This window comes from Stenotrophomonas maltophilia group sp. P373 (assembly GCF_053295075.1).
In genome coordinates this window covers 603,346-623,817 of the sequence record NZ_CM129994.1, presented here as the reverse complement: position 1 = coordinate 623,817, position 20,472 = coordinate 603,346, and the positions used below count along the sequence as shown (strand labels likewise).

The window sequence follows — 20,472 nt, the reverse complement described above, 5'->3', positions numbered from 1 at the left end:
TGGGCGTAAACGGCCTGCGATTGTACGGACTCGCCAATGGAATCTGCTCAATGGCCCTCGAATTCACCCTGAACCACGTTGCTCCGGCCGCCGCCACCGTTGATTGCCTGGTGGTCGGCGCGTATGCCGACCATACCCTGACCCCGGCCGCGCAGGCCCTGGATGCCGCCAGCGGTGGCCGCCTGGCGGCCCTGGCCGAGCGTGGCGACCTGTCCGGCAAGACCGGCGCAACCACCCTGCTGCACGACCTGCCGGGCGTAACCGCCCCGCGCGTGCTGGTGGTCGGCCTCGGTGAAGCCGCCCGTTTCGGCGTGCCGCAGTACCTGAAGGCCGTGGGCGACGCCGTGCGCGCGCTGAAGGCCGGTGCTGCCCGCAGCGCACTGTTCACCCTGTCCGAGGTGGCGGTGAAGGACCGCGACGCGGCCTGGGCGATCCGTCAGGCGGTGATCGCCGCCGATCACGCCGCCTACCGCTACACCGCCACCCTGGGCAAGAAGAAGGCCGACGACGCCGGCCTGACCCAGCTGGCCATCGCCGGTGACGACAGCCAGGCCCTGACACAGGGCCAGGCCATCGCCGCCGGTGTCGAGTTCGCCCGTGAGCTGGGCAACCTGCCGCCGAACTACTGCACCCCGGCCTATCTGGCCGACGTGGGCGTGAAGTTCGCCGGCGAGCACGACGGTGCCGAAGCCGAGATCCTCGACGAGCACCAGATGGAAGCGCTGGGCATGGGTTCGCTGCTGGCCGTGGCCCGTGGCTCGGCCAACCGCCCGCGCCTGGTCGTGCTGAAGTGGAACAATGGCGGTGACGCCAAGCCGTACGTGCTGGTCGGCAAGGGCATCACCTTCGATACCGGTGGCGTCAACCTGAAGACCCAGGGCGGCATCGAGGAAATGAAGTACGACATGTGCGGTGGCGCCAACGTCATCGGCACCTTCGTCGCTGCGGTCAGGGCCAAGCTGCCGCTGAACCTCGTCGTGGTGGTCCCGGCGGTGGAAAACGCCATTGATGGCAACGCCTATCGTCCGTCGGACGTGATCACCTCGATGTCGGGCAAGACCATCGAAGTGGGCAACACTGACGCCGAAGGCCGCCTGATCCTGTGCGACGCGCTGACCTACGCGCAGCGCTTCGAGCCGGCCGCGCTGGTCGACGTCGCCACCCTGACCGGTGCCTGCATGGTCGCCCTGGGCCACCAGACCGCCGGCCTGATGAGCAAGCACGACGACCTGGCCAACGAGCTGCTGGCCGCCGGCGAGCACGTGTTCGACCGCGCCTGGCGCCTGCCGCTGTGGGACGAGTATCAGCCGATGCTGGATTCGAGCTTCGCCGACGTCTACAACATCGGTGGCCGCTGGGCCGGCGCGATCACCGCCGGCTGCTTCCTGTCGCGCTTCGCCGAAGGCCAGCGCTGGGCCCATCTGGACATCGCCGGCGTGGCCAGCGATGAAGGCAAGCGTGGCATGGCCACCGGCCGCCCGGTCGGCCTGCTGAGCCAGTGGCTGCTGGACCAGGCCGCCCGCGCCTGATGCCGTACCCGACCCTGGCCGGCAGACGCCGGCCGGGGCCTCGCCCGGCACTGCCGGGCCCCTGCCTGACCCGGACCCTGCCATGCCCCGCGCCGACTTCTACCTGATCGCCAAGCCCCGCTTCCTGACCGAGCCGCTGCGCCTGGTCTGTGAGCTGGCGCGCAAGGCCAACGACGCCGGGTTGTTCACCCTGGTGCTGGCCCGTGACCAGGCCCAGGCCGAGGAGCTGGACGAGCTGCTGTGGGCGTTCGACAACGACGCCTACATCCCGCACCAGATCGCCGGCGAAGACATGGACGAGGAAGAGGCCCTGGTACTGATCGCGGTACCCGGCACCGAGGCACCGGCGCGTCCGCTGGTGATCAACCTGCGCGACGAGCCCTGGCTGGGCCAGTGCGAGCGCGTGCTGGAAGTGGTGCCGGCCGATCCGGAAGCGCGCGAACCGCTGCGCGAGCGCTGGCGCCAGTACAAGGCCGCCGGTTACGACCTGAACAAGCACGACATGTGAGCGCGCGCCGGCCCCCTTGATGGGCCGCCGCCGCGCCCTGATCCTTCAACGATTACCTCCTGGTTCCCCCGCATGACCCAACTCGCCTCCAGCTACGACCCGAAGTCCTTCGAGACCGACCTCTACGAGGCCTGGGAGAAGGCCGGCCACTTCAAGCCGTCCGGCACGGGCGAGCCGTACACCATCCTGCTGCCGCCGCCGAACGTGACCGGCACCCTGCACATGGGCCACGCCTTCCAGCAGACCCTGATGGACGCGCTGGTGCGCTACCACCGCATGCGCGGCTACGACACGCTGTGGCAGGTCGGTACCGACCACGCCGGCATCGCCACCGAAATGGTGGTCAGCCGCAACCTGGCGCTGGAAGGCAAGGGCGAGACCCGCGATTCGCTGGGCCGCGAGGGCTTCATCGGCAAGGTCTGGGAGTGGAAGCAGCAGTCCGGCGACACCATCGAACGCCAGATGCGTCGCCTTGGCACCTCCGCCGACTGGTCGCGCAGCACCTTCACCATGGACCCGCAGCCGTCGGCGGCAGTCAATGAAGCCTTCGTGCGCTGGTACGAGCAGGGCCTGATCTACCGCGGCCAGCGCCTGGTGAACTGGGACCCGGTGCTGAAGACCGCCATTTCCGACCTGGAAGTGGAGAGCGCCGAGGAAGACGGCTTCCTGTGGTCGATCGCCTACACGCTGGACGAAGGCCTGAGCTACGAGCACGTCGAGCGCGATGCCGACGGCGTGGAAACCCTGCGCGAAACCCGCGACTATCTGGTCGTCGCCACCACCCGCCCGGAAACCCTGCTGGGCGATACCGCGGTAATGGTGCATCCGGAGGACGAGCGCTATGCGCACCTGATCGGCAAGAGCGTGGTGCTGCCGCTGACTGGCCGCCGCGTGCCGGTGATCGCCGACGACTACGTGGACCGCGCGTTCGGCACCGGCGTGGTCAAGGTCACCCCGGCGCATGATTTCAACGACTACGAAGTGGGCGTGCGCCACAGCCTGCCGATGATCAACCTGTTCACCCCGGTGGCGGCGCTGAACGAAAACGCGCCGGAACGCTTCCAGGGCCTGGACCGCTATGAAGCGCGCAAGGCCGTGCTGGCCGAACTGGAAGACCTGGGCATCCTGGTCGAGACCAAGGCGCACAAGCTGCAGGTGCCGCGCGGCGACCGTACCGGCCAGGTGATCGAGCCGTACCTGACCGACCAGTGGTTCGTGAAGATGGACGACCTGGCCAAGCGTGGCCTGGAACTGGTCGAGGACGGAAGCATTTCCTTCGTGCCGCCGAACTGGATCAACACCTACCGCCACTGGATGAACAACATCCAGGACTGGTGCATCAGCCGCCAGCTGTGGTGGGGCCACCGTATCCCGGCGTGGTTCGATGCCGCCACCGGCAACTGCTACGTCGGTCGCAGCGAAGAGGACGTGCGCGCGAAGCACAACCTGGGCAGCGACGTGGTGCTGAACCAGGAAAGCGACGTGCTGGAGACCTGGTTCTCCTCGCAGCTGTGGCCGTTCTCCACCCTGGGCTGGCCGAATGAGCAGGCCATGGCCGAGCGCGGCTTCGACCGCTACCTGCCATCGTCGGTGCTGATCACCGGCTTTGACATCATCTTCTTCTGGGTGGCGCGCATGATCATGGCCACCGACAACCTGGTCGGGAAGATCCCGTTCAAGGACGTCTACTTCACCGGCCTGATCCGCGACGGCCAGGGCCAGAAGATGTCCAAGAGCAAGGGCAACGTGCTCGACCCGCTGGACATCATCGACGGCATCACCATCGACGACCTGGTCGCCAAGCGCACCGGCGGCCTGATGCAGCCGAAGATGGTCGAGAAGATCGAGAAGGCCACCCGCAAGGAATTCCCGGACGGCATCGCCGCCCACGGTGCCGACGCGCTGCGCTTCACCATCGCCGCGCTGGCCACCCACGGCCGCGACATCAAGTTCGACATGAACCGCGCCGAGGGCTACAAGAACTTCTGCAACAAGCTGTGGAACGCCAGCCGCTTCGCCCTGATGAACACCGAAGGCGCTGCGTTCACCGGCGTGCCCAAGCCGCGCACCGATGCCGAGCGCTGGATCCTCGCGCGCCTGGCCGCCACCACCGCCGAAGCTCAGGGCCATTTCGCCGCGTATCGCTTCGACCTGCTGGCGCAGTGCCTGTACGAGTTCGCCTGGAACGCGTTCTGCGACTGGTTCCTGGAGCTGAGCAAGCCGGCCTTGAACGGTGCCGACGCGGCTGATGCCGAAAGCACCCGCCACACCTTGCTGTACGTGCTGGAAGCACTGCTGCGCCTGCTGCACCCGCTCACGCCGTTCATCACCGAACAGCTGTGGCAGCAGCTGGCCCCGCGCCTGGGCCTGGTCGAAACCACGCTGTCGCTGCGCCCTTACCCGACCGCCGCCGAATTCGCCGGTGATTTCGCCCAGGCCGAGGCCGACGTGGAATGGCTGAAGGCGGTGATCAGTGCCGTGCGCCGCGTGCGCAGTGAGCTGAACGTCGCACCGTCCAAGCTGGTGCCGCTGCGCCTGCAGGCCGGCCTGGCACAGGACCGCGTGCGTATTGAACGCTTCAGCGCTTCGCTGTCGTTCCTGCTGAAGCTGGACAGCATCCAGTGGCTGGCCGAAGGCGAAAGCGCACCGCCGGCGGCCGCCGCGATCGTAGGCGAGCTGAAGCTGCTGGTGCCGCTGGAAGGCCTGGTCGATCTCGATGCCGAGCGCGTGCGCCTGGACAAGGAAATCGCTCGCGTCGAAGCCGAAAAGGAGAAGAGCGAGACCAAGCTGGCCAAGTTCACCGACAAGGTGCCGCCGGCCGTGGTCGAGCAGGAACGCGTGCGCCTGGCCGACTGGAACACCCAGCTGGCCGGCCTGCGCGAACAGCGCGCGAAGCTGTAACGCCGCGCTCTGGTGCGTGCCAACCAAGGTTGGCACCTACCACGCCGGGAGAGGTTGGCACCCACCCAAGCGGAATCGGAAACGCCGGGCGATGCCCGGCGTTTCCATTTCCGCCGCATGGCATCATCGCCGGATGCCTCTTTCGATCTTCCTGCTGGTTCTCGCCGCTGCGGCACTGCATGCCAGCTGGAATGCGATCGTCAAGCGCGGGCCGGACAAGTTCCTCGGCACCGTGCTGGTCACCGGCAGCGCCGCGCTGCTGTCGGCCGCCGCCCTGCCCTTCCTGCCTTTTCCCGCCGCGCACAGCTGGCCCTGGCTGGGCGCATCGGTGCTGTTGCAGGTGATCTATTACGGGCTGGTCGCACGCTGTTACCAGCAGGTCGACATGAGCCTGGCCTACCCGCTGATGCGTGGCAGCGCGCCGATCCTGGTCGCACTGGCGGGCACCCTGCTCGGTGAACCATTGCCCGCCGCAGCGTGGCTGGGTGTGGTGCTGGTGAGCACCGGCATCCTGTGCATGGCAGTGGGTGCGCGTGGCGGCCAACTGCGCCTGCCGCTGCTGACCGCAGCGATGATCGCCACCTACACGCTGGTCGATGCGCAGGGTGCGCGCCAGTCCGGCAGCGCGCTCAGCTACACGCTGTGGTTGTTCCTGCTGTCGGGCGTTCCGCTGCCGCTGTGGGCGTTGTACACGCGCGGCGGCGCGGTACTGGACTATGCGCGGCAGCATTGGCCGCTGGGACTGGCCGGTGGCGTCGGCACCACCGCCTCCTATGCGATGGCGTTGTGGGCCATGACCCAGGCGCCGGTGGCGATGATCTCGGCGCTGCGCGAATCCTCGATCCTGTTCGCGCTGCTGATCTCGGTGTTCCTGCTGCGCGAACGGATACCACGCGCGCGCTGGCTGGCAGCGTCGCTCATCGTCGGTGGCGTGCTGGCGTTGCGCCTGGCGTGATGGGCGCGTTGGTAGTGCCGGCCGCTGGCCGGCAACCCGTCTGCGTCACAGCGGCGGCATCACCTGCAGGTCGCCGTCGACCAGCTCGATGGCCATCACCACCGCGTCCTCGCGGCCCTGTGCGGCCGGATAGTAACGCGGGCGGCGGCCGATCTCGTTGAAGCCTTCGCTGTGGTACAGCGCCAGCGCCGGCGTGTTGGACGGACGCACCTCCAGGAAGACGCGCTGGGCACCACGGTCGGCGGCCAGTTGCACCATCGCGCGCAGCAGCTGGCGGCCCAGCCCGCGCGACTGTGCCAGCGGGTCGATGCAGATGTTGAGCACGTGCGCTTCATCCGCGGCGATGCTGAGCACGCCATAGCCGACCAGCAGGCCATCGCGCTCCATCGCCAGGCCGGGATAGCCGGCGCGCAGGCAGTCGATGAAGATGCCGCGGGTCCAGGGAAAAGGATAGCCCCGCAGCTCGATCGCCATCACAGCATTGAGGTCGCTCTCGCGCAGCGCACGCAGGCTGACCGGGCCGGGCCGGGTCACCGCGCTCACCGCGCACCCCGCTTGCGCAGGGCACGCAGCTGCGGCCACAGCGCACGCTTGGCGGCCGGGTCACGGCGCAGCTGGTCCAGCGGCCAGCTGTCCATCAGCACCTGCGTCGCCGGGTCGTTCGGGTTGCAGCCGGACGCGCGCAGCAGCGCGATCTGCAGGCGATCGGGCAGGCGTACCACCGGCTGTCGTGCGTTGCCGCTGGGCAGCGGGCGCTCAGCCGCCGGCACGGTATCCGGGGCACTGACCGGCGTTTCGCGGCGCGGCGGAGCCGGGCGTTCCGCGCGTACTGCGGTCGCGGTCGCGGCGCGGGCGTCGCGCGGCGGCACAGCGGCCCGCACCGGCTCCGGTTCCGGCGGGGCAACACTGGCCTCGGCTTCGGCCACGCTCAACTGCAATGCGGCATCCAGCTCGGCAGCCAGCTGGCCGTCGTGATAGACGGTATAGCCCATGGCCTGCAGCCAGGCCTGCTGGGCCGGCGACCACAGCACGGGCAGGTCCTGGCTCACGCGGCCTCGGGCTTCTTGCGCAGGCGCTGCACGGCCCACATCACCGGGCCGGACAGGGCGTACAGGATGCCGACCGCGAACAGCACGCGCGGCAGGTCGATCACCGCGATGGCAATGGCGACCGGCACCAGCGCCAGCACCAGGAACGGCACGCGATCCGAACGGGTGCCCTTGGCCGCGCCGCCCTTGAAGCTCCAGAAACGGATACGGCTGACCATCAGCAGCGCAGCGATGATCGTCACCGCCAGCGCCACGTAGCGCAGCTGGTTGCCATCCCAGCCCAGGTTGCCGTCGGCGAACGCCCAGACGAAGGACATCATCAGGCCCGCTGCGGCCGGGCTGGCCAGGCCAACGAACCAGCGCTTGTCGACCACCGCCACCTGCGTGTTGAAGCGGGCCAGGCGCAGTGCCGCGCAGGCCGCATACAGGAAGGCCACGGCCCAGCCGACGCGGCCGAGCAGCGGATCATCGAACTTCAGCCACGACAGCGACCAGTGGTACATCACCAGCGCCGGGGCCATGCCGAAGCTGACCAGGTCGGCCAGCGAGTCGTACTGCACGCCGAATTCGCTGCTGGTACCGGTCAGGCGCGCCACGCGCCCGTCCAGGCCATCCATCACCGCCGCCACGAACACGGCGATGCTGGCATTGACGAAATCCCCGTTGGCCGCGGCGATGATCGCGTAGAAACCGGCGAACAGGCCGGCGGTGGTGAACAGGTTGGGCAGCAGGTAAATCGTGCGCGAGCGCGGCGGCGGTGTGATCGGGTCCATGGAATCCAGTTTAATCGACTTGCCAGTGCTCGGCGCCAATGCTGCAATCGGCGTTCTACGCCCATTCCGTGGAGTTTGCCATGCGTGCCCTGTCCTGCCTTGGATGCCTGCTGCTGTTGGCCAGTGCCAACGCCGTGGCCGGTCCCGTCTACAAATGGAAGGACGCCCATGGCGTGACCCAGTACTCGGAGACCCCACCGGCGGGCAAGAAGTACGAGACCCGCGAGCAGGCCCGCACCCCGCAGGCCGCGGCCAGCACCGAGACCCCGGCCGCGCCGGTTCCCGAGCAGTGCAGCACGGCCCGGGCCAACCTGGCCCTGCTGGACGGCGGTGGCCAGGTGATGCAGGACACCGATGGTGATGGCAAGGCCGATACCCCGTTGACCCCGGAGCAGCACACCGCGCAGAAGGGATTGGCGGAGGCGGCCATCAAGGCTTACTGCCCACCGGCCGGTTAAGGGTATCGGCAGGGCTGCGCCCTGCACCTGCCGAGGCTGCAAGCAACGGCAACGTCAAAAGCGGGCATTCCGTGGAATGGCGGGGCGGTGTCGGATTGCGGGGACGCCGCAAGTACGTCCATGTAGCAACTGTGTTGACGGAGGGGCCTGGCCCCTCCATGAGACGGGCACGGTAGTGCCGGCCGCTGGCCGGCAGCCTTTTGGGGCACGCGCAGGCTGGCTTCAGGCGGGGATCGATCCGCCTTGAGCGTCACGCACGCGGGCGTTGAGAATCACCAGCATCTTCCGCATCACCGCCACGATGGCCACTTTCCCTTCCTTGCCGCGGGCCCGCAGCGACCGGTAAAAGTCCCGCAATCGTGGCTCATGTCGCATGGCCGACATGGCCGACATGTAGAGCACCTGGCGGATCTCGGCCCTGCCACCGTGGATGCTTCGCCTCCCTCGCATGGCCCCGCTGTCGTGGGAGATCGGCGCCACGCCGACCAGGCTGGCAATGGCTTTTCCGCTGATCTGACCCAGCTCAGGCAGGTAGCTGGCCAGCACCGCCTGCAATGCCGGGCCAACCCCTTTCATCGACTTCAGCACTGCCAGTTGGGGCTGCTGCGCGACCTGTTCAGAGATCTGCTTCCCCAGTCGCTCGACCAGTGTCTGCAGGCGAATGATGTTGCCTTGCATCTGCCGGCGTAGCTCGCGGTCAGTCACCATTTCCTGCTGTTGGCGGGCTACGGTCAGTGCCTGCATCGTTTGTCGACGCGCCCGCACAAACTCGCGCAGTTTCCGCTGCCAGGGCTCCAGTGGCTGATAGGAAGGCAGTTCCACCAGTGCGGCCATCTGCGCCAATACAAGAGCATCCAAGCGGTCCGTCTTGGCCACTTTACCCAGCCCCTGAGCCAGTCTACGCGCCCGCAGGGCGTTGGCGCGGATCACCGGATGGCCGGCCTTGTGAAGAAAGTCCAGGACAGTCTGCTCATAGCCGCCAGTGGCTTCCAGAACGATCTGAATGGCCGGCCGCGTGCTCAACCAAGTGCTCAATTCAGCATAGCCAGAGGGGCTATTGCTGACCTGCACAGTCTCGCCGTCTGTCGTGCCGATATCCAGTCGGCGCTTGCTCACATCGATCCCGATCCCGTTCATTGCCCGACTCCGTATAGTCTGGAAGGGTCGAGAGCTCCCCCGCTTGCCCAGTCTTATCGCTTCGAGTGTCAGCTCCAGCAACTGTTCGGGCGGATCAAGGGAGAATCCGGTGTGGGCGCCAAGCTACATGGCGATCGTCGAGATCCAGGCTCGTACGGCGGCCCACGCCGGCTCTCGACACCTACGCTGACAGATTTCCATCAGATAAGGCTTGGCAGCCGCATCCATGCGGCTGACACCCCGCAATCCGACACCGCCCCCCCCCCCCGACAGATTTCCGGTGGCCAGTAGATCCACGCCATGCGTGGATGAAATCTGTCGGATCTCGAATTGAATCCGGGGTCAGATCCGTTTTCCTGCGGAAAACGGATCTGACCCCGGGAGCCATTCCGACAGCTCGCAGGAAACTGTCGAAGGCGGGGTGGGTCCGGTTGCGGGAGTGTCCGCGGCATGGATGCCGCGGCCAAGCCCCCATGGATGGGTTTACGGCGTCTCCCGCAACCGGACCCACCCCGCCATCCCACGGGAAACCCGCTGTTGCTTCGGCTGTTGCTTCTGAGGTTGCCGGCCAGCGGCCGGCACTACTGCGGGTGCAAGGCGCAGCCCTGCCGATACCCCTCCCCCCGGCCGGGCTGGCAGAATAGACGTCTCTGCCGTTATCCGAAGCCGACGATGCGCCTCTCCCAGTTCCACCTGCACACCACCAAGGAAACCCCCAGCGACGCCGAGCTGACCAGCCACCGGCTGATGCTGCGCGCGGGCATGATCCGCAAGCTGGCATCGGGCCTGTACACCTGGTCGCCGCTGGGCCTGCGCGTGCTGCGCAAGGTCGAGCGCATCGTGCGCGAGGAAATGGACCGGGCCGGTGCCGTGGAATTCCAGATCCCGACCATCCAGCCGAAGGAACTGTGGGAGCAGACCGGCCGCTGGCAGAAGTTCGGCCCGCAGCTGCTGAAGATCAAGGACCGCAAGGACCAGGTGTTCTGCTACAGCCCGACCGCCGAAGAAGCCGCCTGCGACTTCGCGCGCAGCGAGCTTTCCAGCTACAAGCAGCTGCCGGTGAACTTCTATCAGGTGCAGACCAAGTTCCGCGACGAGATCCGCCCGCGCTTCGGCGTGATGCGCGCGCGCGAGTTCCTGATGAAGGACGCCTATTCGTTCCACCTGCACGATGAGTGCCTGGTGCGCGAATACGAGAACATGAAGTCGGCCTACAGCCGCATCTTCACCCGCCTCGGCCTGGACTTCCGCATGGTGCAGGCGGACTCCGGCGCGATCGGCGGCGATGCCTCGCAGGAATTCCACGTGATCGCCGATTCCGGCGAAGACGCGCTGGTGTTCTCCACCGGTTCGGACTACGCGGCGAACATGGAGGCGGCGATCGCCGCCGATCCGGCACCGCGTGCGGCCGCCACCGAAACAATGCGCAAGGTGGATACCCCCACCCAGAAGACCTGCGAGGACGTCGCGGCCCTGCTCGGCATCGACCTGCAGCGCACGGTGAAGTCGGTGGCACTGATCGCCGGCGAAGGCGAGGCACAGCAGTTCGTGCTGGTGCTGGTGCGTGGCGACCATGAGGTCAATGAGATCAAGCTGGCCAAGGTGGCCGGGCTGGACGAGCAACGCTTCGCCAGCGAGGCGGAAATCGCCGAGTACCTGGGCAGCGTGCCAGGCTTCCTCGGCCCGGTCGCGCCGGCCAAGGCCATCCGCGTGGTCGCCGATCGCGAAGTGGCGGCAATGGCCGACTTCGTCGTCGGCGCCAACGAGGCCGGTTTCCACCTGGCCGGCGTCAACTGGGGCCGCGACCTGCCGGAACCGGAAGTGGCCGACATCCGCAACGTGCGTGCCGGTGATCGTGCTGTGGACGGCGGTGAACTGAAGATCGCCCGTGGCATCGAAGTCGGCCACGTGTTCCAGCTCGGCCGCAAGTACGCCGAAGCGCTGGATGCCACCGTGCTGGATGAAAACGGCAAGGCGGCGGTGATGGCGATGGGCTGCTACGGTATCGGTATCTCGCGCGTGGTGGCTGCCGCGATCGAACAGAACCATGACGATGCCGGCATCATCTGGCCGGACGCGATGGCGCCGTGGCAGGTCGTGGTGTGCGTGATCAACCCGAAGGGCGATGCCGCCGTGGCCGACGCTGCAGCCAACCTGCTGCAGGAGCTGCGCGACGCCGGCCTGGACGCCGCGCTCGACGATCGCGGCCTGCGCCCGGGCGCGATGTTCGCCGACATGGAACTGATCGGCATCCCGCACCGCGTGGTGGTCAGCGAACGCGGCCTGGCCGCCGGCACCTACGAGTACCGCGCGCGCCGCGCCAGCGAGGCGGAGAGCCTGGACAAGGCCACCCTGCTGCAGCGACTGCAGGGCTGACGTGGAAAGACCGGGCCTGCCCCGGTCTTTTTTTTCTGCCCGCGGCCTTCGCCGATATTGCAGCGGACATAATCCGGTCAAAATCGCCGCCACGGCGCTGGTATGCCGCCACGGCATGTCCTGCCTGCATTTGTGCTGTGATTAATTCATCTCTATTCTGTCCGCCGACGCCATGGACTGGCTTGTCCCGTCCACACATTAGTTTCCGGAGTAACCGTAAATGAGCATTGACCTGACCGGCCTGTCAGCACGCGAGCTGGGCGCCCTGATCCGTACCGCCAAGAAGCAGCAGACCATCGTCGCCAAGCGCCGGCCGATCACCAAGGTGCGCGCCCAGCTGACCAAGCTGGCCAAGACCGAGGGCTACACCATCGAGGAACTGTTCGGCGACGCCCCGGCCCCGCGCGCGCGCAAGGTGGCCAAGGTCGCCAAGGCACCGTCGAAGACCGCCGGCCGCAAGCTGGGCAAGGTTGCCCCGAAGTACCGCAACCCGGCCAACCCCAAGGAAACCTGGACCGGCCGTGGCAAGCAGCCGCGCTGGATGGCTGAACTGACCGCCAAGGGCAACAAGAAGCCGGAAGATTTCCTGATCAAGAAGGCCTGAGGCCGGATCGGGGAGCAATGAAAAACGCCGGCGAAAGCCGGCGTTTCCTGTATGTTGAGCCGAGCCCACGCTCGGCTATCCATATGCAAAGCCGAACATGGGCTCGGCTCTACAGTGTCTTGCGCGCCGGCATCAGCAGGTTGCCGAACAGCAGGCCCGCCACCAGCGCCATCACCACGTTCAGAACGGTGAGGAACACGCTTTGGCCGGCGCCCACGTCCTGCTGCTGGACCAGGGTCAGCACGCCACGCAGGCTGGTGCTGCCGGGCACCATCATGATGATGCCCGGCAGGCGGATGATCGCGCCCGGACGCCCGACCAGGCGTCCGAACAGGTTGCCACCGGCGGTCAGCAGCATTGCCGACAGGAAGATACCGGCCGGTGCGCCCCAGGCGTGGCCGCCGAACTTGGAGATCGCATAACCGGCCACCGAGGCGGCAATCACCCACGGATAATCGCGGCGATTGGCCTTGAACAGCATCGCGAAGGCAAATGCGGCGGTCAGCAGCGAGCCCCATTCCACCCACGGCCCCTGCGGCCGCGCGGCCCGGATCACCGGATCCAGGCCGAGCACATCGGCCAGGGTCACCGCGATCATCGCGCCGACGCTGAGCTTCATGATGGTGGTCAGCGCGCCGGCAAAGCGCGCGGTACCCGATACCCAGTGCTGGCTGGCCAGCTCATTGACCGCATTGGTCAGCGACATGCCGGGCAGCAGCACCACCAGCGAGGCGATGATCACCGTATTGAGGTTGAGCGCACCAATGAACGACGCGACCAGGGTGGCGACCATGCCGGCCAGCAGCGCGGCCAGTGCCTCGGCGGCTTCGCGGGTGGCCGGGCGGCGATCGGTGACCATGCCGAGCAGGCCGATCATCAGGCCGATGACACCGGCGGTGGCGATGTCCAGCCACGGCAGCTTCCACATGCCCGCCACGCCCGCCGCGCCGAGGGTGAACGACAGGATGGTGCGCAGCTTGCCGCGCCGGCCCGGATCCTTGTCCAGCTGGCGCAGCGCAGTGTGGCCCTGGGCGATGCTCATCCGCCCGTTGGACACTTCTTCGGCGATGTGGTCGGCAACGCTGAGCTTGTGCAGGTCGTTCTCACCCGGTGCCAGGCGGATCACGCGGGTGATGTCGCTGGAGCCGATCGCCTGGGCCGGATCGCTGAAGCTGAGGATGATGCCGGTGGGATTCGACCACGGTTCACAATCCAGATCGAGCTGGCGGGCCAGTGCAACCACCGCCGTTTCCAGGCGCTGGGCCGTGGTGCCATAGCTGTGCAGGCGTCCGGCGATCTCGGAAACGAAGGCCACGCGCTGTGCGTAGGTGGCCTGGGGCGTGGGGATCGTGTGAGCATCTGCGGACATGCGCCGTAGTATTACCTACGCTGGGGCCCACCGGAGAAATTCATCCAAGTTCGACGCGAAGCCCGATACAGAACGGTTATGCTGCGACCCGAATGGCCCACGTCACCCCGAACCTCGCCCCCCAGCTCGAACAGGATGCCCACGACCCGGGCCTGATCCGCCTGTCCGGCACCTGGACCTTGAAGACCGCGCTGGCCGCGGCCGAGGTCCTGCACGGCGTTCCCGACAAGCTGACCGGCATCGATGCCACCGGCATCGAGCAGCTCGATTCGGCCGGCGTGCTGCAGGTGCTGCGCGTGGCCCATCGCGCCGATCTCCACGAAGACGCGCTGCAGTTCCGGCCGGACCACCAGGCGCTGGTGTGCACCATCGAGGAAGTGGCCGATGACCGGCCCAAGGCCAAGCGCGATTTCGGCGTGCTGGCCGCGCTTGAGCGGCTGGGTGTCAGCGTCCACGCCACCGGCCACAACATCAAGGCCCTGTGCAGTTTCCTCGGCGAGAACCTGGTCAAGGCGGCGCGGCTGGTCAAGGAACCCCGCCGCTTCCGGCTGACCGCCACCGTGCATCAGATGGAGCAGGTCGGGCTGGATGCGGTGCCGCTGGTGGCGCTGTTGTCCTACCTGGTGGGTGCGGTGATCGCGTTCCTCGGCTCGACCATCCTGCGCGACTTCGGCGCCGAGATCTACGTGGTCGAGCTGGTCAACATCGCTTTCCTGCGCGAGTTCGCCGTGCTGCTGACCGCGATCGTGCTGGCCGGCCGTACCGCCAGCGCCTTCACCGCGCAGATCGGTGCGATGAAGGCACGCGAGGAGATCGATGCGATGCGTACGCTGGGCCTGGACCCGGTCGACCTGCTGGTGCTGCCACGCTTGCTGGCGCTGCTGGTCACCCTGCCCTTGCTGACCTTCATCGCGATGATCGCCGGCCTGGCCGGCGGCATCACCGTCGGTGCGTTCGACCTCGACATCCCGCCGCAGATGTACATCGCGCGCATGCACGAGACGATGGAAGTGCGGCACCTGCTGGTGGGCCTGTCGAAGGCGCCGGTATTCGCCCTGGTGATCGGCCTGATCGGCTGCCTGGAGGGCCTGAAGGTCGAGGGCACCGCGCAGTCGGTCGGCGAGCGCACCACCTCCAGCGTGGTGCAGACGATCTCGCTGGTGATCATCATCGACGCCTTCGCGGCGTTGTGGTTCATGCACATGGACTGGTGACATGAGCACATCCGCCCCCCTTGAAACCCTCGACATGCGCGACGACGACGGCCACGAACTGGCCATCCGCGTGCGTGGCCTGGTCAACCGGTTCGGCAGCCAGACCGTGCACGAAGACCTGGATCTGGACGTACGCCGCGGCGAAATCCTGGGCGTGGTCGGCGGCTCCGGCACCGGCAAGTCGGTGCTGATGCGCTCGATCCTCGGCCTGCGTGTGCCGGATGCTGGGCAGATCGAAGTCCTCGGCCGCGATGCGCGTGCCGACGACGCCGAGAGCCGCCTGCACATCGAACGCAATACCGGCGTGCTGTTCCAGGACGGTGCCCTGTTCTCGTCGCTGACCGTGGGTGAGAACGTCCAGGTTCCATTGAAGGAACACCACCGCGAACTGCCCGAGCGCTGGCACTACGAACTGGCGCTGCTGAAAGTGAAACTGGCCGGCCTGCCCGCCGACGCGATCAACAAGCTGCCTTCGCAGCTGTCCGGCGGCATGCGCAAGCGCGCCGGCCTGGCCCGGGCGCTGGCGCTGGATCCGCCGTTGCTGTTCCTGGACGAACCCACCGCCGGCCTCGACCCGATCGGCGCGGCGGCGTTCGACCGCCTGATCAAGACGCTGCAGGAAGCGCTGGGGCTGACCGTGTTCCTGATCACCCACGACCTGGACACGCTGTATGCGATCTGCGACCGGGTAGCGGTGATCGCCGACCGCAAGGTGGTGGCCAACGCCGCCTTGCCCGACATCGAGAAACTGGATCATCCGTGGATCCAGGAATACTTCCACGGACCCCGCGCGCGCGCCGCGCGTGGCGAACAGATCGAGAGTGCCTGAGCCATGGAAACCAAAGCCAACTACGTGCTGATCGGCGCGTTCACCCTGATCACCGGCCTGGCCCTGCTGGCCTTCGGCCTGTGGGCGGCCAAGTACTCCTCCGACCGCACCTGGCAGGAGTACCGCGTGGTGTTCCGCGAAGCGGTGACCGGCCTGTCGGTGGGCAGCCCGGTGCAGTACAACGGCATCGCGGTGGGCTCGATCACCGAACTGAACCTGGTGCCGGACGACCCGCGCCAGGTGGTCGCGCGCATCCGCCTGAACTCCAACACGCCGGTCAAGACCGATACCCGCGCCAAGCTGGCGATCACCAGCCTGACCGGCCCGTCGATCATCCAGCTCAGCGGCGGCACGCCGCAGTCGCCGGCGCTGACCACGGTCAACAAGGATCCGGCACCGATCATCCCGACCACGCCCTCGGCGCTGCAGAACATCACCGACGTGGCCAACCGCATCGTCGAGCGCATGGACCAGATCCTCAGCGACCGCAACGTGGCCTCGATCAACGCGACGCTGGCCAACCTGGAGACGATCAGTGGTGGCCTGGCCGACCGTGACCAGGGTACGCAGGCGCTGCTGCTCAGCGCGCGCGATGCCGCCCGCAGCCTGGACACCACGCTGAAGACCACCAACGGCACCATCGAGCGCCTGGACAGGAACCTGGTGCAGCAGCTGCCCGGCATCATCGACAAGCTCGACACGACCCTGGCCAAGCTCGATTCGGCCGCCGGCAACGCCGATTCGATCCTTGGCGAGAACCGCGCCGCGATCAACAGCTTTGCCAACGATGGCCTTGGCCAGCTGGGCCCGACGCTGACCGAACTGCGCGGCCTGATCCGCGACCTGCGCCGGGTCAGCGACCGCCTCGAGAACAACCCCGCGCGCTACCTGCTGGGCCGCGACGCACCGAAGGAGTTCGAACCCAAATGAGCCCGACCACCCTTCCGCGCCTGCTGCTGGCCGCTTCGATGGTCACCCTGCTGGGCGGCTGCTCCATCCTCGGCAGCAGCGAGAAAACCGCGGTGACGCTGTACTCGCCGTCCGTGCAGGTCAAGGCGGACCCGGCGTGGCCGCAGGCCAGCTGGCAGCTGGTGCTGGCCAAGCCCAGCGCCGCGCGCATGGTCGACAGCCCGCGCATCAATGTGCGGCCGACACCCTCCCAGCTTGAGATCTACAAGGGGGCCAGCTGGGCGCAGCCGGCCACCGACATGATCGAGGACACCCTGCTGCGTGGCTTCGAGGATTCCGGCCGCATCCGCGGCGTGGCCCGCAGCACTGCCGGCATCCGCGCCGACTACAAGCTTTCCACCGACGTGCGCCGCTTCGAATCGGATTACCAGGGCCAGGCCACGCCGACCGTGGTGATCGAGGTCAACGCCAAGCTGATCCATGTCGCCGACCAGCGCGTGGTGGCCGACCGCACCTTCCGCCAGGCGCAGCCGGTCGGCAGTACCGACGTACCGGCGGTGACCGCGGCGTTCGAGCGTGGCCTGCAGCAGCTGGCACAGGATGTGGTTGGCTGGACGCTGGTGAGCGGGCAGGCCGATCAGCCAACTGTTGCGCGCTGATGGCAGCCTCGCCAGGCACGCCCGGCGAGGCCGCAGTGGGTACGTGCGATAATGACGAATCACGGTCTCTTGCCACACTGATGCCCGCATCCGTCTCCATCGCCGTCTGCACGTACAACGGTGAGCGCTTCCTGCAGGAGCAGCTCGACAGTCTGCTGGCACAGACACGCCGCCCCAACCAGATCGTGATCCGGGACGATCTATCAACTGATGGCACCTTGGCGTTGCTGCAGGCCTTCGTGCCACGTGCCGAAGCTGCGGGCATTACCGTGGACCTGCAGGTGAACCCACAGAACGTCGGCTATCGACGGAACTTCGATGGGGCGCTGCGTGCCTGCACTGGCGAGATCATCTTCCTGTGCGACCAGGATGATGTATGGCATGCCAACAAGATAGCGCGCTTCTGCACCGAGTTCGGTGCGCGGCCTGGCTTGCTTGCCCTGCACTGCAATGCTCAGTTGATCGATGAGGCCGGGCAGCCGCTGCAGCAGACATTGTTCGATGCGCTGCGTTACCTGCCCGAGGATCTGGCGCGCATGCATGCCGGCGGCGGCTTCCATCTGATGCTCAAGCGAAACCTGATGACGGGCGCGGCGATGGCGTTCCGTCATTCGGTGCTGGCCGATGCTCTGCCACTACCGGACAAGGACTGGGTGCACGATGCCTGGATCGGCACGCTGGCAGCCATGCGTGGGGACATCGACAGCCTTCCCGAGGCACTCATCGGCTATCGCCTGCACAGCGGCAACCAGTTGGGCCTGGGCGGCAATGACACGGCGCCACGCGCGGTGCGACGCAAGCGGCAACTGGAGACCGAGTGTGCGCAATCGGGCTTGTTGCTGGCGCGCGGACGCGAACTGAGCCTGCCCCAGCCATTGCTGGCGTGGGTGGAGCGCAAGCAGCATCACGTTTCGGTACGAGCGACACTGCCCACCTCCCGCATACGGCGTTTGCCGGTCGTGATGGGGCAATTGCTCTCCGGAAACTACAGCAATTTCGGTCGCGGCCTGCTGTCAGCCTGCGTCGATCTGGTACGCGCGTGATTTCTTTCAGCCGGGCTGGATCCACCGGAACGTAAGGTTGATCCGCTCTCCCTGCACCCGCGCCATCTTCGGCAGCGCGTGCTGGTAGAAGCGCTGGGTCTGTCCGGCCATCAGCAGCAGGTCACCGTGGCCAAGCACGAATTCAGCCTTGCGCGCCGGATCGTCGCGTCGGCGCAGCAGGAAACGGCGCGCGGCACCCAGGCTCAGCGACGCGATCACCGGGGCCGGTCCCAGCTCCGGCTCGTCATCGCTGTGCCAGCCCATGGAGTCACCCCCGCTGCGATAGCGATTCAGCAGCACGCTGTTGAAGCGGCCGTGGCCTTCGGCCTGCAGGCGCTCGCGCACGGCCTGCAACACGGGCGGCCACGGATGCGGCACGAACTCGGCACCGGAGTAGCGGTAGCGCGCCTGCGGGTCGCCGATCCAGCAGCTCAGCCGTGGCGAGTCCACCCAGTTGCCGAACATGCGGATGCGGTGGACGTCCCACCGCACGTCGGCCTGCAGCGCCCCCATGAGCCGGTCGGCGTCGGCAGCAGCCAGCCATCCCGGCAGGTGCAGGACATCGGCATCGGGCAGGTCGTGGGGGAACAGCATGGCGGCACCTCAAGAAACAGGGCGGCACGCTTGGCCGCCCTTGCAGCCTCAGCCGCGCTGGAACGCGACGCCGGTCTTTTCCTCCAGTTCTTGATCGCTGACACCCGGCGCGGCCTCCACCAGCAGCAGGCCCTTGTCAGTCACGTCGAACACGGCCAGATCGGTGATGATGCGGTCGACCACACCAACACCCGTCAACGGCAGCGTGCATTCGGCCAGGATCTTGTGCTCGCCGTTCTTGGCCGTGTGCTCCATCAGCACCACCACACGCTGCACGCCAGCCACCAGGTCCATGGCGCCGCCCATGCCCTTGACCATCTTGCCGGGCACCATCCAGTTGGCCAGGTCGCCCTTGTCGGTCACCTGCATGGCACCAAGGATGGCCAGGTTCACATGGCCACCGCGGATCATCGCGAAGCTGTCGTGGCTGCCGAAGTAGCTGGCACCGGCACGCGCGGTGACGGTCTGCTTGCCGGCATTGATCAGGTCGGCGTCAACTTCAGCGTCGGTCGGGAACGGGCCGATGCCGAGCAGGCCGTTCTCCGATTGCAGCCATACGTCCACGCCTTCGGGAATGTGGTTGGCAACCAGCGTCGGCAGGCCGATGCCCAGGTTCACGTAGGCGCCGTCGGTCAGCTCCTGGGCAGCGCGTGCCGCCATCTCGTCACGGGTCCACGCCATGTCAGTTGCCCTCCGCGCGGATGGTGCGCTGTTCGATTCGCTTTTCAGGATGCGCGTTGTGCACGATGCGGTGCACATAGATGCCCGGCAGGTGCACCTGGTCCGGGTCGATGGCGCCGACCGGCACCACCTCTTCCACTTCCACGATGCAGACCTTGCCGGCCATCGCGCAGGCCGGGTTGAAGTTGCGCGCGGTCTTGCGGAACACCAGGTTGCCAGCCTCGTCGGCCTTCCAGGCCTTGACCAGCGCCACGTCGGCGCGCAACGCGGTCTCCATCACGTAGTGCTTGCCGTCGAATTCGCGGGTTTCCTTGCCCTCGGCCACCACCGTGCCGTAGCCGGTGGCAGTGAAGAACGCGGGGATGCCCGCGCCGCCGGCACGCAGGCGCTCGGCCAGGGTGCCCTGCGGGTTGAATTCCAGCTCCAGCTCGCCGGCCAGGAACTGCCGCTCGAATTCCTTGTTCTCGCCCACGTAGGACGAAATCATCTTCTTGATCTGCCGCGTTTCCAGCAGCTGGCCGAGGCCGAAGCCATCGACGCCGGCATTGTTGGAGATCACGGTCAGGCCCTTGACGCCGCTGTCGCGCAGCGCAGCGATCAGCGCCTCGGGAATGCCACACAGGCCAAAGCCGCCCACGGCCAGGGTCTGCCCATCGGCGACCACCCCCTGCAGGGCCTCCGCCGCACTGGCGAAGCGCTTGCCGCGCTTTCCGCCGGAAGTCGATTGCTGCATTGCTGTAGTACCTGCGAATGGATAAGCGCATTCTAGCCGCAGGCCTGCACCCGACGGGTTTGCGGCGCAGCAAACCGCGCGGATGCAGCGGCCCGGGGCCGGGATGCCGCTTTCTGGCCCATGCCCCAACGCGGATACAATGGACGATCCC

General features: G+C 67.2%; 20 protein-coding genes. 12 read left to right on the top strand and 8 right to left on the bottom strand.

Annotated elements, in window-relative coordinates; translation table 11 throughout:
• The first annotated feature begins 50 nt into the window (after positions 1 to 50).
• The 4 genes from ACSYHF_RS02875 (at position 51) to ACSYHF_RS02860 (ending at position 5,893) form a co-directional block, all read left to right on the top strand.
• Entirely contained in the window at positions 51 to 1,529 is a 1,479-nt protein-coding gene (locus ACSYHF_RS02875; RefSeq protein WP_447576066.1) for a leucyl aminopeptidase, read from the top strand.
• Positions 1,530 to 1,611: 82 nt separating this feature from the next.
• A complete protein-coding gene (locus tag ACSYHF_RS02870) occupies positions 1,612 to 2,037 on the top strand; it encodes a DNA polymerase III subunit chi (protein ID WP_005415211.1) in 426 nt (141 codons plus the stop codon).
• A gap of 72 nt (positions 2,038 to 2,109) precedes the next feature.
• The gene (locus tag ACSYHF_RS02865) at positions 2,110 to 4,938 is read left to right on the top strand and encodes a valine--tRNA ligase (RefSeq protein ID WP_095378091.1); all 2,829 of its coding nucleotides are present in this window, start codon (positions 2,110 to 2,112) and stop codon (positions 4,936 to 4,938) included.
• 133 nt (positions 4,939 to 5,071) lie between these two features.
• Positions 5,072 to 5,893, top strand: coding sequence for an EamA family transporter (locus ACSYHF_RS02860; RefSeq protein WP_111126810.1), 822 nt, complete (start codon positions 5,072 to 5,074; stop codon positions 5,891 to 5,893).
• Between the two features lie 45 nt (positions 5,894 to 5,938).
• Here the strand turns inward: ACSYHF_RS02860 and rimI are convergent, their stop codons facing one another.
• The 3 genes from rimI to pssA are packed head-to-tail and all read right to left on the bottom strand — an operon-like array spanning position 5,939 to position 7,715.
• Positions 5,939 to 6,436, bottom strand: a complete 498-nt coding sequence (gene rimI, locus ACSYHF_RS02855; protein WP_005415208.1) for a ribosomal protein S18-alanine N-acetyltransferase — start codon at positions 6,434 to 6,436, stop codon at positions 5,939 to 5,941.
• The gene (locus tag ACSYHF_RS02850; protein ID WP_005415207.1) at positions 6,433 to 6,942 is read right to left on the bottom strand and encodes a hypothetical protein; all 510 of its coding nucleotides are present in this window, start codon (positions 6,940 to 6,942) and stop codon (positions 6,433 to 6,435) included. Before ACSYHF_RS02850 ends, rimI begins: the two co-directional genes overlap by 4 nt.
• On the bottom strand, positions 6,939 to 7,715 hold the full coding sequence (pssA, locus tag ACSYHF_RS02845; protein ID WP_005415206.1) for a CDP-diacylglycerol--serine O-phosphatidyltransferase: 777 nt from the start codon (positions 7,713 to 7,715) through the stop codon (positions 6,939 to 6,941). The genes ACSYHF_RS02850 and pssA overlap by 4 nt, the downstream gene beginning before the upstream one ends.
• Before the next feature lie 80 nt (positions 7,716 to 7,795).
• Between pssA and ACSYHF_RS02840 the strand changes: the two genes are divergently transcribed.
• The gene (locus ACSYHF_RS02840) at positions 7,796 to 8,173 is read left to right on the top strand and encodes a DUF4124 domain-containing protein (protein ID WP_032953917.1); all 378 of its coding nucleotides are present in this window, start codon (positions 7,796 to 7,798) and stop codon (positions 8,171 to 8,173) included.
• 222 nt (positions 8,174 to 8,395) lie between these two features.
• Here the strand turns inward: ACSYHF_RS02840 and ACSYHF_RS02835 are convergent, their stop codons facing one another.
• Positions 8,396 to 9,310 carry an IS110 family transposase gene (locus ACSYHF_RS02835; RefSeq protein ID WP_111126928.1) on the bottom strand — a complete coding sequence of 305 codons (915 nt, stop codon included), beginning with the start codon at positions 9,308 to 9,310 and terminating at the stop codon, positions 8,396 to 8,398.
• Between the two features lie 672 nt (positions 9,311 to 9,982).
• Here ACSYHF_RS02835 and ACSYHF_RS02830 point away from each other — a divergent pair.
• Both ACSYHF_RS02830 and ACSYHF_RS02825 read left to right on the top strand, forming a co-directional pair.
• Positions 9,983 to 11,686, top strand: a complete 1,704-nt coding sequence (locus ACSYHF_RS02830) for a proline--tRNA ligase (RefSeq protein ID WP_262221693.1) — start codon at positions 9,983 to 9,985, stop codon at positions 11,684 to 11,686.
• A gap of 220 nt (positions 11,687 to 11,906) precedes the next feature.
• A complete protein-coding gene (locus ACSYHF_RS02825; RefSeq protein ID WP_005415203.1) occupies positions 11,907 to 12,290 on the top strand; it encodes an H-NS histone family protein in 384 nt (127 codons plus the stop codon).
• A 109-nt stretch (positions 12,291 to 12,399) separates the two neighbouring features.
• Here the strand turns inward: ACSYHF_RS02825 and ACSYHF_RS02820 are convergent, their stop codons facing one another.
• Positions 12,400 to 13,659 carry a threonine/serine exporter family protein gene (locus ACSYHF_RS02820; RefSeq protein ID WP_046428410.1) on the bottom strand — a complete coding sequence of 420 codons (1,260 nt, stop codon included), beginning with the start codon at positions 13,657 to 13,659 and terminating at the stop codon, positions 12,400 to 12,402.
• 92 nt (positions 13,660 to 13,751) lie between these two features.
• On the opposite strand from ACSYHF_RS02820, the gene ACSYHF_RS02815 reads away from it, so the two are divergent.
• From ACSYHF_RS02815 to ACSYHF_RS02795, 5 genes are read left to right on the top strand one after another with little or no spacing between them, the layout of a single operon-like run.
• Positions 13,752 to 14,873 (top strand): MlaE family ABC transporter permease, encoded by a 1,122-nt coding sequence (locus ACSYHF_RS02815; RefSeq protein WP_134956104.1) that lies wholly within the window; start codon positions 13,752 to 13,754, stop codon positions 14,871 to 14,873.
• A gap of 1 nt (position 14,874) precedes the next feature.
• Positions 14,875 to 15,702 carry an ABC transporter ATP-binding protein gene (locus tag ACSYHF_RS02810; RefSeq protein WP_188248436.1) on the top strand — a complete coding sequence of 276 codons (828 nt, stop codon included), beginning with the start codon at positions 14,875 to 14,877 and terminating at the stop codon, positions 15,700 to 15,702.
• Between the two features lie 3 nt (positions 15,703 to 15,705).
• Positions 15,706 to 16,632, top strand: coding sequence for an MlaD family protein (locus ACSYHF_RS02805; RefSeq protein WP_005415199.1), 927 nt, complete (start codon positions 15,706 to 15,708; stop codon positions 16,630 to 16,632).
• The gene (locus ACSYHF_RS02800) at positions 16,629 to 17,270 is read left to right on the top strand and encodes an ABC-type transport auxiliary lipoprotein family protein (protein WP_125892546.1); all 642 of its coding nucleotides are present in this window, start codon (positions 16,629 to 16,631) and stop codon (positions 17,268 to 17,270) included. Before ACSYHF_RS02805 ends, ACSYHF_RS02800 begins: the two co-directional genes overlap by 4 nt.
• The gene (locus ACSYHF_RS02795; RefSeq protein WP_329916049.1) at positions 17,270 to 18,313 is read left to right on the top strand and encodes a glycosyltransferase family 2 protein; all 1,044 of its coding nucleotides are present in this window, start codon (positions 17,270 to 17,272) and stop codon (positions 18,311 to 18,313) included. The genes ACSYHF_RS02800 and ACSYHF_RS02795 overlap by 1 nt, the downstream gene beginning before the upstream one ends.
• A gap of 6 nt (positions 18,314 to 18,319) precedes the next feature.
• Here the strand turns inward: ACSYHF_RS02795 and ACSYHF_RS02790 are convergent, their stop codons facing one another.
• The 3 genes from ACSYHF_RS02790 to ACSYHF_RS02780 are packed head-to-tail and all read right to left on the bottom strand — an operon-like array spanning position 18,320 to position 20,321.
• On the bottom strand, positions 18,320 to 18,907 hold the full coding sequence (locus tag ACSYHF_RS02790) for an alpha-ketoglutarate-dependent dioxygenase AlkB family protein (protein ID WP_329916048.1): 588 nt from the start codon (positions 18,905 to 18,907) through the stop codon (positions 18,320 to 18,322).
• Positions 18,908 to 18,955: 48 nt separating this feature from the next.
• A complete protein-coding gene (locus tag ACSYHF_RS02785; RefSeq protein ID WP_065186253.1) occupies positions 18,956 to 19,588 on the bottom strand; it encodes a CoA transferase subunit B in 633 nt (210 codons plus the stop codon).
• A 1-nt stretch (position 19,589) separates the two neighbouring features.
• Positions 19,590 to 20,321, bottom strand: a complete 732-nt coding sequence (locus tag ACSYHF_RS02780; RefSeq protein ID WP_049465322.1) for a CoA transferase subunit A — start codon at positions 20,319 to 20,321, stop codon at positions 19,590 to 19,592.
• Positions 20,322 to 20,472: the final 151 nt, after the last annotated feature.